The organism is Microcoleus sp. N3A4, assembly GCF_036701805.1.
Classification (GTDB): Bacteria; Cyanobacteriota; Cyanobacteriia; order Cyanobacteriales; family Microcoleaceae; genus Microcoleus.
The window spans coordinates 61,960-75,279 of sequence record NZ_JAUBRJ010000025.1 but is presented as its reverse complement, the minus strand read 5'-3'; the positions used below and the strand labels follow the sequence as shown (position 1 = coordinate 75,279).

General features: G+C 44.1%; 13 protein-coding genes. 8 read left to right on the top strand and 5 right to left on the bottom strand.

Annotated features, from left to right (window positions below; translation table 11 throughout):
- Positions 1-5 precede the first annotated feature (5 nt).
- From QUA56_RS16425 to QUA56_RS16410, 4 genes are all read right to left on the bottom strand, one after another.
- A complete protein-coding gene (locus QUA56_RS16425; protein ID WP_333359384.1) occupies positions 6-482 on the bottom strand; it encodes a WD40 domain-containing protein in 477 nt (158 codons plus the stop codon).
- A gap of 43 nt (positions 483-525) precedes the next feature.
- Positions 526-4,575 carry an nSTAND1 domain-containing NTPase gene (locus QUA56_RS16420; protein WP_333359382.1) on the bottom strand — a complete coding sequence of 1,350 codons (4,050 nt, stop codon included), beginning with the start codon at positions 4,573-4,575 and terminating at the stop codon, positions 526-528.
- 116 nt (positions 4,576-4,691) lie between these two features.
- Positions 4,692-5,054 carry a two-partner secretion domain-containing protein gene (locus QUA56_RS16415; RefSeq protein WP_333359410.1) on the bottom strand — a complete coding sequence of 121 codons (363 nt, stop codon included), beginning with the start codon at positions 5,052-5,054 and terminating at the stop codon, positions 4,692-4,694.
- A complete protein-coding gene (locus QUA56_RS16410) occupies positions 5,030-5,179 on the bottom strand; it encodes a hypothetical protein (RefSeq protein WP_333359380.1) in 150 nt (49 codons plus the stop codon). Before QUA56_RS16410 ends, QUA56_RS16415 begins: the two co-directional genes overlap by 25 nt.
- 526 nt (positions 5,180-5,705) lie before the next feature.
- On the opposite strand from QUA56_RS16410, the gene QUA56_RS16405 reads away from it, so the two are divergent.
- The 7 genes from QUA56_RS16405 (at position 5,706) to QUA56_RS16375 (ending at position 11,205) form a co-directional block, all read left to right on the top strand.
- Complete coding sequence (locus QUA56_RS16405) at positions 5,706-7,136, top strand: ParM/StbA family protein (protein WP_333359378.1); 1,431 nt, start codon at positions 5,706-5,708, stop codon at positions 7,134-7,136.
- Positions 7,129-7,659, top strand: a complete 531-nt coding sequence (locus tag QUA56_RS16400; RefSeq protein WP_333359377.1) for a hypothetical protein — start codon at positions 7,129-7,131, stop codon at positions 7,657-7,659. Before QUA56_RS16405 ends, QUA56_RS16400 begins: the two co-directional genes overlap by 8 nt.
- Positions 7,660-7,850: 191 nt before the next feature.
- A complete protein-coding gene (locus tag QUA56_RS16395; RefSeq protein WP_333304923.1) occupies positions 7,851-8,696 on the top strand; it encodes a mobilization protein MobD-like protein in 846 nt (281 codons plus the stop codon).
- Between the two features lie 108 nt (positions 8,697-8,804).
- Positions 8,805-9,863, top strand: coding sequence for a DUF6753 family protein (locus QUA56_RS16390; protein ID WP_333359375.1), 1,059 nt, complete (start codon positions 8,805-8,807; stop codon positions 9,861-9,863).
- A 142-nt stretch (positions 9,864-10,005) separates the two neighbouring features.
- Positions 10,006-10,377 carry a hypothetical protein gene (locus tag QUA56_RS16385; protein WP_333359373.1) on the top strand — a complete coding sequence of 124 codons (372 nt, stop codon included), beginning with the start codon at positions 10,006-10,008 and terminating at the stop codon, positions 10,375-10,377.
- 100 nt (positions 10,378-10,477) lie between these two features.
- Positions 10,478-10,813: a nucleotidyltransferase domain-containing protein gene (locus tag QUA56_RS16380; RefSeq protein ID WP_333359371.1), complete on the top strand. Its 336-nt coding sequence runs from the start codon at positions 10,478-10,480 to the stop codon at positions 10,811-10,813.
- On the top strand, positions 10,810-11,205 hold the full coding sequence (locus tag QUA56_RS16375) for a HEPN domain-containing protein (protein WP_333148099.1): 396 nt from the start codon (positions 10,810-10,812) through the stop codon (positions 11,203-11,205). The genes QUA56_RS16380 and QUA56_RS16375 overlap by 4 nt, the downstream gene beginning before the upstream one ends.
- Before the next feature lie 555 nt (positions 11,206-11,760).
- Here QUA56_RS16375 and QUA56_RS16370 read toward each other — a convergent pair.
- The gene (locus QUA56_RS16370) at positions 11,761-12,849 is read right to left on the bottom strand and encodes a hypothetical protein (protein WP_333359370.1); all 1,089 of its coding nucleotides are present in this window, start codon (positions 12,847-12,849) and stop codon (positions 11,761-11,763) included.
- 170 nt (positions 12,850-13,019) lie between these two features.
- On the opposite strand from QUA56_RS16370, the gene QUA56_RS16365 reads away from it, so the two are divergent.
- Positions 13,020-13,295: a hypothetical protein gene (locus QUA56_RS16365; protein ID WP_333359368.1), complete on the top strand. Its 276-nt coding sequence runs from the start codon at positions 13,020-13,022 to the stop codon at positions 13,293-13,295.
- The last annotated feature ends 25 nt before the right edge of the window (positions 13,296-13,320 follow it).

Here is a 13,320-nt window from a genome sequence, read left to right as displayed (position 1 = left end):
TACGCTTAATCAAGATTCGAGCAAGTTTTATGATATGGTTCACGGTCTAAATACTGTTGCCATTCCTCTAGTGTCAGATTCCGTGTTAGACGGTTACAGGCTTCATTAATTAAGTCTTCTGACCGCCAGAGCCATACTTTTACTGTGCCGTCATTACTGGTTGTAGCTAAGTATTTTCCATCTGAGCTAAAGACTACTGTTCTAACATCATTATTATGAGTGATACGTGAAATCTCCCGACCGCTAGAAACTTCCCATATACGGGCAGTTTTATCTGCACTTGCTGTTGCTAAGTATTTACTATCTGGACTAAAGGCAACAGAATATACATAGCCTTCATGTCTCAGACAAGCTATTTGTTTACTATTAGTAACTTGCCATAGTCTTGCTGTTTTGTCTGCACTTGCAGTTGCAAAATAATGGTGATTTGGACTGAAGGCAACAGCGTATAAATCGTTTGTAGGAAAATAAAGTTTCCACATAAATTTTACAATTTGGGATTTGGATAATAAAGGAATCAGACTTCTAATCAATATTTTCGTGAGCTACTTGTGCAATTTTATCTCCAGTAACTACATTCCAAATTCGGGCAGTACCATCAGAGGTTGCTGTAGCCAGGTATAAATTTTGTCCATCCCAACTAAGATTAACAGTGTTAACTGTAATTGGTTTTTCGTTATTCTGTTTAACTACTCCCACTTCCGTTTCTTCATAAGGAATATACCTGGGTGGTTCTTGACTTAGCACTTCCCAGACTTGATTAGCTTTATTTTGACTTGCTTGCGAGAGAGCCATTCTATCTTCTAGAGACAATACACGGATTTCCCAAGTCCTCCTATTACTAACTTCAATTGCGATAGCTAAATAGGTACCACTTGGACTAAAAATCGCACTCCGTATAGGGTTTGCTAAGTCGTTGTACTGTATCGACATCAGTGGTTCGCTAGTACAATCTTTACAATTTCTGATGCACAAGACATTATCTTTACTTACAGTAACAATATATTCTCCATCTGTACTAAAACAGAATACCTTTACAGGCTGAGGATATGATAAATGAGCTAAAATTTGTTTTTCATTAATTAAGTTCCATATTTGGACAGTGTTTTCTGCATCTACGATAGCTAGACGCTTACAATCTGGGCTAAAAACAGCATCCCTTAAAATTTTATTGTTAGTAGACTTGCTCTCTTTGCTGTTGTAATCAATACAAGCGACTTCCGGTATACGATCTAATTTCCATATTTGAGCAGAATTAGTGAGTAAATAGCCTTCGTCATAAACAGGACTGAAAACCACATTATGAACAAAACCATTATGATTTATTCGCGCAAACTCTTGTCCCGTCTCAATTTCCCACACATGAGTGATTCTAGAGCGGCCTGCTGTTGCTAGGTATTTTCCATCAGGACTGAAAGCAAGAGAATATAAAGTATCCTCGTGAGGTACACGAATAATTTCTTTTCCGTTAACAACATCCCATACGCTTACCGTATATTTTTGGTTAGATAAGTCATCAACTGCTGTTGCTAGATAACTTCCATCAGGACTAAAAGCAATAATAGAAACTCCCTGCTGCTCAATATCTTTGAATTTTGGTTGACTACCCTGCATCACAAAAATCACTTTATTGTTATCTGATACTGTTAAACATTCCAAATAAGGATGCAAAGCAGCAGCCCTAATCTCATTTTCATAAACAAGGTTTGCTACTGGGCTTAATTTTCTGTCTATCCATTGCCAATATACTACTTGGCTTTTATGAACTATAGCCTTAGCTTGAGGCTCAAAATAGGACAAGGGCAAAACTGTCGTAATGTAATTTCTGGAACTACAGAAATCAATATCTATTATTTTTGTTGGTAAAGTTTCACTACTTATCGGTTGAAGAGTCAATAATTCCCAAACCCATATAGTACAATAATCATATCTATATCCATTGTTAATAAAAGATTCGTCACTAATAGTAACTAAATAATTCTGCTCTATAAAAAAAGATGAAGATATAGAAAACTGATAGTGGTGAGAGTTAGACGGTGGGGAAACTTGCTTTCTATGCTTTAGAGATTTAATGATTATAGGTTCACCTGCATTCCATTGCCATATTTGAACAGTATCTTCCCCTTGATGAACAGCTAAAAGATTGCCGTCTGGACTGAATGCTCTAGCTGTTCCCATAGTTTTATCTTCATGGCTGAAAGTTACTAGAGGACGAGCTAGTAGGCTTAATCCTTGCCTTAGAACCTGATCTGTTTCTACAGAGTGATAACGTTTTACAGATTCTACAGCTAGTAAAACACTACGTTCTAGCAAATGAGGTTGTTGATTTCGTAGTAGTTCTGACTGTGCTGCTAATTGGCGTGCAAGAGCAATTTGACGCTGTTCTTCTGCCTCTTCATATAGCTTTTTCCAACGTTGTTCTTGCTGAATGTGATACTCTTGACTGTCTTGAATAAACTCTTTCGCTAAACTTGACAAAGGTACAATATCCGCCTCCTCATGAAGAAACTTCTCAGCTTCCCCCAACCTCAACCCTGTCAACAAATAATCCTTAGACTTTCCCTTTTCTCGCCACTCCTCAGCCGCCGTCTGTATCTTCCGCTCAGTCCTAATCGAGTCTCGGTTATTATCCAACAATTCCCGTAACCGTGGCCAATAGCGAATCAACGCCTCATGCGCCACATCCACCACCGCCACCTTCTCTTGCCCCTTCCTTTGCTCACTGGTGACAATTAACTTTGCTTGAGCCAACTTTTGAATTACTCGCTCTACCAAATTTGCTGATTGTGATTGAGTGATTAAATCCTGTTGAGGAACTTGCTTGCGAGTATCCGGTGTTCCTTCTCCTAACTGAGTCAACTTGATAAAAATCTGGTCAGCTACTCGTTGTTCCTCACCTGAAAGCTGCTTGTAAGTTTGTTCTGCCAAATTTTCTAGAGTTTTTTGTACTCCACCCAATCTGTTATAACTGTCTAACTTCAACCAATTCAGCGTTTGCCGTTGCCATAATTGCTCTAGCGTGTAAGACAATAAGGGCAGCATTCCCGGTTCAGGCTCGCGTCTCTGCTGCTCTACTTCAACTCCCAAATCCTTAAGAATGACATCGATTAAATTTTCTTCGACCTTCCGCCCTAGTTTTTTCGCAGGTTCAACAATCGCCTGCCTCAACTCCTGAGCGTTCATTGGTATCACCATTACCAGATTGACTTGAATCAACTCAGCTAATTCTCGGTAAGCAGCACACTTACCCAAGAAATCGTCCCGCATTGCAAAGATAAGACAGAGCTTATCCCTCGTTTGTTTTAGCGCTCCCAGTAGACAGAAAATGAACTGCTGTCGGTCAATTTGGCTTTGACAAAGGGTAAAAACCTCTTCAAATTGATCCACAATCAGCACGGTACGGGGCGATTTAGAGGCTCTAATCAAACGTGCTAAACCCGTTGCTCCTGCGGCGATCGCATCCTCAGCCTCTTTTAGCTGCCCTGCACGCTCAATATCCGTTACTTCCTCATCCAGAAATACCGTTGCTAAACTCACCAACGGCTGCTCCCCCGGCGTGAAAATCCGAATTTTCCATTGCTCCGTTCCTGGTAGCCTGCGCTCGTACTTCAACTGATATATCAACCCTGCCCGCAGTAACGAAGACTTGCCGCTCCCAGAAACCCCCAACACCGCTAGAAAATTCCCCTTGCCCACCGGAACTCGCTCAATCAGCTTTTGGGTCAATGCTTCTCGTCCATAAAAATAGTCCGCATCTTCAACATCAAAGAAGCGCAACCCTTTGTAGGGACAGTCCCCATCTGGGGTAGGAATGGAAATCTGCTCCCGTTCGCCCGTCAGAATAATTTCACGGTAGGGGTTGTCCCAGATTGGCTGCTGGGGAACATCCTTGAGTGTTTGGTCAATATACTTGATCAACCGATCATTGTTGACCATACCCTCTGGGTGTCGTCTGGGGTCAAGTCCCTCCCACAGTGCCAGAGAAAACACCCCATGCTGCCCTTCGATATCCTCTTCGGCTGGTTCAAACTCCCTCGCTGCGGCCATAAAAAACCTCGTCCGATCCCGCTCTGCTGTCCCTAGATCCGCCTCCGCGAAATTAAGCAATTCTCCACTGTAGCAACAGTCCAGCCACACAATTTGCTGCTGTACTGGACTCTTTTGCAACAGTTCCCGCAACCATCGCAGAGAAACTCCCCACTGGTTCTTCCTGGGATCTGTATCGCTGGTCGCCAAAAAACCTTCAGTAACTCCACCTAGATTTTTTCGCAACCCATGACCGATAAAGTACAGTAAAGCTGTCTGGGGAACGCTCTCTCCTACTGGTTTAAATAACTGGATAATGGCATTTTCTAAATCTGCCCGTACTAATGCTCCTGCACCAGCAACCTGACGCTGCCCCTCTTGAATCGTTTCCGGCAGTCGCCGGACTCGAAATCCGCCATACTCTTCTAAGCGTTGCGCGATCGCTTCGGCATCGTTAGCAGGAGTCTTCAGATGTTTTGCCTTACTGGTTAAAGTATCTTTCAGGAAAGGATACTGGTTAATCCCTACTACCAGCGCATCTCGATTCATATTTATGTGGGTCGGTTGGCAGTACCTTAAAGTTGTGGTAGGGATAGCAGCTTGTTGGGAAAATTGAATATTTTGAAAATTTTGCCCACCCCTATATCCTAAAGCAAAACCTGTTTCTATTGGCTGTAGCTGACTAAATTATTATTATTGGCAATACTGCCAAGTTCTATGCGTCCTTGGGGGGCAGTTATTTGACCCCTCTGTAGCTGAATTTCATCGCCTACAAGGGCTATGGTTTGTCCCCTTAGCACTTGGAGTCCGAAAATTTGACCCTTGCTATCGATCGCCCTAGATTGATTGACGATGCTGCCGGGATTTGAACCATATTGCAAGCCAATGGGTACGTTTACTCTGAGTAAAGAGGAGGGAGGATTAGGAGCGATCGCGCTAAATTCTTTCCCATCTGCCAACTTGACAGCACTCGCTGTACTCGCCAAAAAGGAGCCACCAATATTTAAGCTGGCGTTGTGGCCAAAAATAATACCGTTCGGGTTGAGGAGAAATAGGTTAGCAGTGCGATCGCACCATCCACTTCATAAACTCGGCTATTAATTTCTCTAGCAGTATAAATATATCTCTGAACATTGCTATTGCTACTGCCCATTCCTACTTTTTTCAAGTACGTCTATTTTTCCGTAAATGTGAGATTGTACCTTTATTTTTCATGTAAATGTGAGGTTTTATGCACAAAAACAGTATCAACAACACTCTAGGTTGCTTAACACTGTGTGCAAGAAATAGCAAGGAAGCTCACAGCTATAAGTACCGATAGCAAAATAACTCAGAAAAACTCATACTTTTAAAGTTAAGAATTGTTAAATTTTGCTTTCTTTTCTAATTCGGTACACTTCAGATTTATTTAAGGATTGAATTAAATTTATTTGAACGTAATAAATACCTTCCTTAATTTGACAAGGCTGAAAGTTGAAAAAATTGTCAAAAAGCGGGCTAAGAATGGTTGAGTGGCTCTACCTCAACTTTTGCGCTGCTCAATCTCAAATCAAAAATTGGCTAACCATCCCAAAGGATCGCTCCAAACGGGCTAATAAAAACCACTGATTGTGGTGATGTCAAATAAAAAGGATAGTCCCTAATATGGCGTGTAAAGCACACGATAGGCACAGAATATAATGCCAAGAGTCAAGAAAATATCAAATCCGAATGTCATCCTGAGCATAGATTTTGGCGGTTTATCAACTCGCGCCTTTTACCGTAAGGGTTCAGAGATGCAGGCTCATTCATTAGTAATGGAATCCCAAGTTGGCACTATCAGCCAAGACACAGCCAATGCCTTCACGAAACCTAATTTAACATCGGCAGCCCCCGAAAATATTGCCTGGGTTGCCATCGGTGAGGAATGCCGCGCTGTAGGCTACCTAGCGGCTTCCCAATTCAACGCTCACATCGGCTTAGCCGGACTCAAGTACAGTACAGCCTTGTACAAAGCACTAGCAGCTTTGTGGGTAGCCTCTTGCAAACTAGATTTGGGCAATCAATTCAGCGCTGCGCTCTCCGTCTTCTTACCTCCAGGCGAGTTCAACGACTCCCAGCAGTTTTTTACACTACTCAGGCAAGCAGCTAACGCCTTTGAAACGCCTTCCGGTACGATGCAGGTAACGCTAGACAAAACCCAGGCACTTCAAGAAGGGGGCGGTATTTGTATTGCTTACAACAGCAAACTGGGAGCAGCTTTCAAGCACCAAGTAACAGCTTTTGTAATGGTAGGTTTCCGCAATGCCTCCGTCATTGTTTCAGCACGGGGAGCCGTAGGCAAAGGCAAAACCTCCGATTTAGGCATGGTGCGGTGCTGCGACCTAGTGCAAGAGCGCACCTCTGGCTATGATTTATCTCGTTTGGCAGCAGCCATAGCTACATCAGGCGATCGCTTTAACCGCCCTCCCTTCTACCGCATTGCTCGCAACCATGACGCAGGAGCGCGGGACACTGAAGTTGACCGTTTGATTGAAGCGGTGAAGCTGGCAAGGAGAGACTACGCTCGAATCCTGACCAGTTGGCTAGATGAAGTGCTACCACCCGATCTAGATGAAATAGTGTTCTGTGGCGGTACTTGCGGTTATCTAGAGCCGGAATTGAGAGCATATGCCAGGGTTGCCTACTCTTGGCACGCCGGGATTACAGTACCACCCAAGCTAGATCCGCAGGGCTTGGGATACCGCTTAGCGGACTTATGGGGGCTATGGAGCTATTTCAGTTCTCAATTCGCTGCAACTTCGGACTCTGGGAAGCCGAAAGTGGAATTAGCGTTGGATGCTGCTAGCAGCGTTCAATCTGGAAGCAAGCAAGACAATTCCTACTTAGAGGTTGCTGATACCGACTGTTCTAGCGATCGCGCATTTGGAGATACTCCTACAACCGAATATGAACGCTCTAGTTCACCGCTTTTAAGTGCTAACAGCGTAACAGAAGCCGAAGTTTCGGCAGTGGCAGGCCCTTATCGATCGCCAAAGTTCAAGGAGCGTAACTGGGGAGAAGTAACATCAGTGCGATCGCCTATCGTGGGACAGTCTAGCACATCAGTAGAGGAGGAGAGACATGGCTAAAGAGCGAACGAACTATTACCTGCGGTGTCAACCCTACGCTGACTCCCCCGACGGCATTTTACTCAATTATCTCCTGCACCATCCCGTTTACGACTCAAAGCGAGCAGCATTTGAGGCATTTGAGGCATTTTGGAAAGCTTTGGCGTATCAGGCGCAAAGTGCAGGTTCAGAAGAAGAAGTGCGGATACTAGGCTGGGATTGCATCAATTCTTTGCTCAATCAAGTTGATTACATTCGTGCTCGCCTCGAACTCGACGGTTCGCAACTTGGAGCCTTACTCGTTTCTCGCGGGTGCGCTCACCTCCCCGGCTACCTCCCTAGTTTTGTACCAAGTACAGGTTTCACCACAGCAAGCGAGTCAGTTCCCTCTAAACCATCTCGTCAATCTTCAAGAGCGCCACAAGCTATCAGTTCGACTTTAGAGCTAGAACAGGTGACAGACTCAGAAGCCGACCCCAGCGAGGGTGACACAGTAAATCTAGCAGGATTCGATCCAGCCATGTTAGGGCCCACCTTTAGTTAGGGGCTAGGGACTAGAGGCTAGGGACTAGGGAAAGAAGGGAATAAAATAAGCGGCTTCGCGGCTCGACTGAGCATCGCCGAACCTCACCGAAGTCCGAACGGTTTCAGAAAATCAGAAAGTCCTAACGGCCTTGGCAGTTGCTATACCTTGTCCAAGATTGCTATTTACGAGCAACATTGTGGAGATTTTTTATGACTAATACGATTCATTTAGTTGATGGAGAAATTGGTGGTGTTGGTAAGTCTATGTGGAGTTGCCTTCTCGTAGAGTACAACAACAAGTACGACTTTCTTTATACCCTAATCGATGGTGATGCTGGCAATCCCAACGTGCAGCAGCGCTATCCAGAGTCCGCTAAGATTATTACTTTGGCGGAAGATGAAGAAAACTTTGAGGCAGACATCATTTTCGAGACAGCTTTGCAGGCTCCTGTCATTGTCAATTTACCGGCTCGTGTTTCTTCTATCATAGATGGCTGGATTGAGACGGCGGGTTTGTTAACTGCTTCTTTTAAAGAAAAGTCAGGCATAGATGTTTGCAAATGGTTTTTGTGCAGTGGGCGTGCTGATAGTATCGAGATGTTTTTGGAATCAGTTAACCGCTTTCAAGGCCGACTGAAACACATTTTAGTCCGCAATTTTGGGGTGTGCAAAGATTGGTCTCACCTCAGCAGCCATAAAAACCTAAATAAGCTGCTTGAAGAACACAGCATTTTAGTTGTTGACTTGCCTAAACTCAGTGCTTTAGAACGAAGGTTGCTCGACACTAATAAAAGCCTGTCTCTAACAGGTGCGCTATCACATCCCAGCTTTCATTTACTCAACCAACAGCGAATGTACACTTTTCTAGAAAATACTTGTGATGCAATTGAGGCAACAAGAATTTTCAATCAAGCTCCCTATCGACCTAATCTAAAAAGTGAGAATCGTTCACGGTCAGTAGTGGTACAAGATATTAAGAAACAGCCATCAGATGAAGCTGTGTTAGATACCGAGGAACATCAGTCGGCAGGAGCCGTACCAGATTCTACCACTTGAACTGAGAAACTATTGACAGAGTTTGACCGCGCCGTAAGCGCATCGCCCCTTCAGGAGTCGAGAGGGGTGGGAGTGTCACTGTAATTTCAGGGATTATGAGAGGAACTTATGTCAGATGATGCAACCGGAGTTAGCGATAGAAAGATTGAAAATTTGTCAGAAGTTGAGCTTGATCATGATTTTTCTGAGGAGACTGTAGAGCATTTAGTAAATGATGAGAATTTGGAGGGTGAGGAAGATGAAAATAGTGACTCATATTTGTGGCAGCAAATAGACCAGGAGTTAACTACTGCTAAAACTTCTGTGGGAGATAACTTATTCAAATTAGCTGCACCGCCTGCTTTTGAGCATGAGCGTGAGTCTCTTATCAGTCAGGCACTCAAGGGCAAAAGTGCTGAATTTCGTTCCGAAGTTATTAACAATGCTTACCGCTACGGTTTGGATAAAAATGACCCTTTGTTTATTGTGCTTCTAGCAACGGGTCAGCTTGAATTGCTCCTCGAAAAAAAGCCTCAAGAAATTGATTCATTTTTCAGGAATTGGGAGTCAAAATGGCAAGCGGAATTAAAAGACTCTGAAGCTGTTATCTCTCAAGAATTAGAGCAAGTACGGCAGCTAATTGATAACTGGGAACAGGATAGCCGGGAGTTTTTAGAACGACAGGGTAAAGCAGCAGTCAACGTACAGCACCGAAAGATTGCTAGTTCAGTTAAAACGTTAGTTCAGCAAGCTGCTTTAGAGAAAGTTGCTCACGATATTTGGTCAGTAATTTTTGGAAGTACAGCCGTATTAGGGGCAATAGCCATCGGCGTGTTTATCGGGTTGGCAATTCCCAAGTTTACTCCAGCAACACCCCTCGATCCAAAAGGGCCTCGCCAGTTAACTCTCAAAGAAGCTGTGGCAATGAATTGGGGGTTGAGTGCTGAAGGACAATTTGCAATGAAAAATGCAGAAGCTATAAAGTGGGCTATGAGTAGTGAGGGAAAATATGCTCAACAATTTATGAGTTGGAATCAAGCTTTGTTGAGTGAAAAAAATGGAAAAATGTTGTGTGAAAGTGAGGTGAATCGATTGGGAGTGACGCTAACTGTAGAAGGTAAAGCGGCGACAGATGGCTTCTGTACTTTGTGGACGAGAAATCCCAAAGAGCGAGTTTTTGCTCCCTAATGAAGGGGAAGGGAAGGAAAAACGCAGGTTATTGTTAGCTTTTATTAAAGAAAGAAAAGCAAAAATCTATCTTCCCTTCCCCTTCCCCCTCTCCCTTCCCCTTCGTTCTGTATCGCGCTTCAATACATGATATAATTATCCCATGAAACAAGTCCTGACAGTATCTTGCAAGCTCGAAGTATCGCCCGAACAGTCCATCAAAATTGATGCAACTCTTCAGGCGTTTGCTAAGGCTTGCGAATATGTGAACCAAACTGTACCGCCAACTCTGATGAATGAATTGGCGATGCAATCTTTGGTATATCACAATGTCAGAGATATGTTTGGACTTTCGGCGCAGTTGGCAATCCATGCTATTAGACGGGTTTCTGGCAACAGAAAAACAGCTAAAAAAGATGGGAAGCTAGTCATCCGCTTTGCTCCTACTAGCGTCACTTACGATACCCGTATCTTTTCTTTTAGGGAAAAAGATTGGACAGTAAGTTTGACTACTACTGGTCTGAAGGAGAGGTAGGGCTAGAAATGCCCCTATCGACTCTAACCTTTTACAAGCTATAATTGGTATATTACCAACATCTTAGCTAAAAAAATCATCGATTGGCTTATAAACAACTATGTCAACTTCAACGATCGATGTTCAACTCAAAGAAATTATTGCCCAAACCCGCCAGGGATTAGAAAATCTTTATGGCGAACAGTTAATCCGAATCATTCTCTATGGTTCCCAAGCCAGAGGCGATGCTAGACCGGACTCCGATATTGATATATTAATCCTTCTCAAAGAACCCTTCAATAACTCCCAAGAAAGCGAGCGTATTTCTGTTTTGATTGCCGATATATGCTTAGAGCATACTGTCGTGATTAGCTGTATGTTTGCCACACTTCAGAAGTACCAAGAGTATGAAAGCGGTTTCTTTCGCAATATCCGTCGCGAAGGAGTCCCAATATGAACCCAGAGCAAGAAAGGTTACTTGATAAAGCTGATAGAACTTTGCAGGCTGCACGGGTTTTATGTGAGCAAGGCTTTTTTGATTCTGCCGCTTCCCGCGCTTATTATGTGATGTTTTACATAGTCACTGCATTTTTAGAGTCAGAGAAATTATCTTATTCTCGCCACTCCGCTGTCATCGCCGGTTTCGGTCAAAAATTTGCTCGTTCGGGCCGCGTTCCGGTGCAGTTCCATCGTTACCTAATAGATGCCCAAAAAACTCGATTAGAAGCTGACTATAACGCTGATATACAAATCTCACAAACAGACGCAGTGCAAACAATAGATCGGGCAGAAGAAATGCTCAACTTTGCTTTGGCAAATATTGATTCTATTCCTCCATCCTCTCCTTGATTGAGGAGATAGCCTGCTTTCTACTCCTGCACTCGCCAACTAAAGAAACCGGGTTTTTCAGCAGATTCAACACTGTAATTCAGTATTTTCGTAAAAACCCCGGTTTCTGGGCCCTCCTCTTTGAGTCCTATATATTAACTTTTATTACAAAAACTCCGATTTTGCGTAAAAATACCCTGCAAAATCCCCATACACAATAGAAGGCTTTCACCTTCGGAGCAAATTCACTCCCCAAAAACTATGACAGCCACAACTATGCCGATCGCCCGATCGCCCCTTACAGCCACCGTCTAGCCACCGCAACCGACGCAAAGGATCTCGCCCTCCTCTGGCAAGCATTCGCTGCTGAACGCGAAGCTATCGACCCCTCAATGCTAGTCAAACCTAACTTTGACTTTGAAAAATACGTCATCAATTAAATCAAAAAACCCCTTTCTTTCTGCTGGTTATTAGAACACAGCGACAGCATCATCGGTTGTCTATTTATCTACTATTACGACGAAGCCCCGCCTGCAAATCTCCCGGAATATTTGATTCAGCAACACCATGAGGCACTCAATCAAGTTTGTGTCTATCCTCAATCTGTTCTAAATACTGCAATTCGGTGGGAGTAAGAACCGTTGCTCTTTCTAACAAGTTCAGAATTTCGACTTCAAAGGGATCTAGATTTCCTAATTGGTGAAGTCGGCCAGTGCGATCGCAAATTTCTTGAAGTCCCGGTTGATTTTCGAGCGGCCGGGCGGTGAGAGCTGAGTGTTTGAAGGTATGCAAATTCATGGCAAGAGTAGGGATGTGCCGCATCCACACGGTAGCCGTTTTCTCGCCCACTGACTGAATGCGCCCCAACCGCCCGTTAACGTCTTGGCGATCGGGCGCGTATACTTCTACTAAGGAACCAATTTTGAGCGTCAGGTGATGAGCGATGGTAAGTTCACCTTCAGGCTTTACTTTTTTGTCGCGCCCCTGTAAAGTTTTGGCAACCTGAGCCGGATTGCTGCGAGTGTCGTTTGCCAAAGCGATGACCTGCTTCTTGGTCATCCCCGCAGAGCGACTCAATATTCTCCACTTCATATCCTCTCCTCCAATGGAACTCAGAGTGTCTACTGCTTTAGCAAACTGAGCGTCTCTGCGAATTGTTTTTGGGGAAGCATTGAACTGTGTCCCCAACTTTTCCTCTGTTTTCAAGTGGTCAAAATGACCACTTGATTTTCTGTCTCCGCCGCGAGAGTGTTTGGTGAGCTCGTACCAAGTGCCGCGCAAATAGCTGACTGACTCAGGCGTGAGATTGCGACGACCTAGTTGATTGAGGAGCATCCAAACTTTGACTGCATTCCGGCTGTTGAAAGACATTTCTACAATTTGGTAGGGGATGCCGTGTGCCACACAAATAGCATATCGGTTGTAGCCGTCGATTAGAATTTTTTCCTCAGTCCAAACCACCAAAGCGTCTCGACATCCTTCCTCAAGAATACTGGCTTCTAAGCTAGCGAACTCGCTTGGACTCAAAGGAGGGATAAGCGCTTTGAATTCTGGGTCAATCCGCAGCGAATCCGCAACAGTGTGGCGGCGCTTTCCAGTTGAGCCTCGCAAAACTACGAACGGTTGACGCTGCTCGTTGTCCGATGTCTCCTGAGTTGGGTGCATTTCCTTGTGCCTCCTTAAATAAGTCAGTCTTTAACTTGCCAGCAACAAAGCCAAACACCAGCTTGAAGAGAATTGCTGGTATAGGTTTATTCCATATTATATATACTAATATGGAAATAAACCAACAATGTGGGATAATAAAGAAAATAGAGAAAGGATAATGTTGCCCAATGCCCCCAAGAAAAGGAACGCAGCTCCACCCCAACTCTCTGGCTAATTTGAAGTTAGGCGGAGGCGAACCTCGATATGAGGAGCCAAAAAAGCAAAGGAACATTCAGGTAACATCTGCGGGGTGGGAAGGTTTTCGCGCTATTGCCAGAGAGCGGGGATTGAGCTTGAGCGAGTTGATCGAACAGATTGGTAGGCGAAAGATTACTTTGACTGACGCCGAGGAACAGAGCAGCAAACAATCCATAGCCAACCTTTCAGGTATGGCGGGGCTTTGAATAAAAATGTACATTGCCGTCGGAT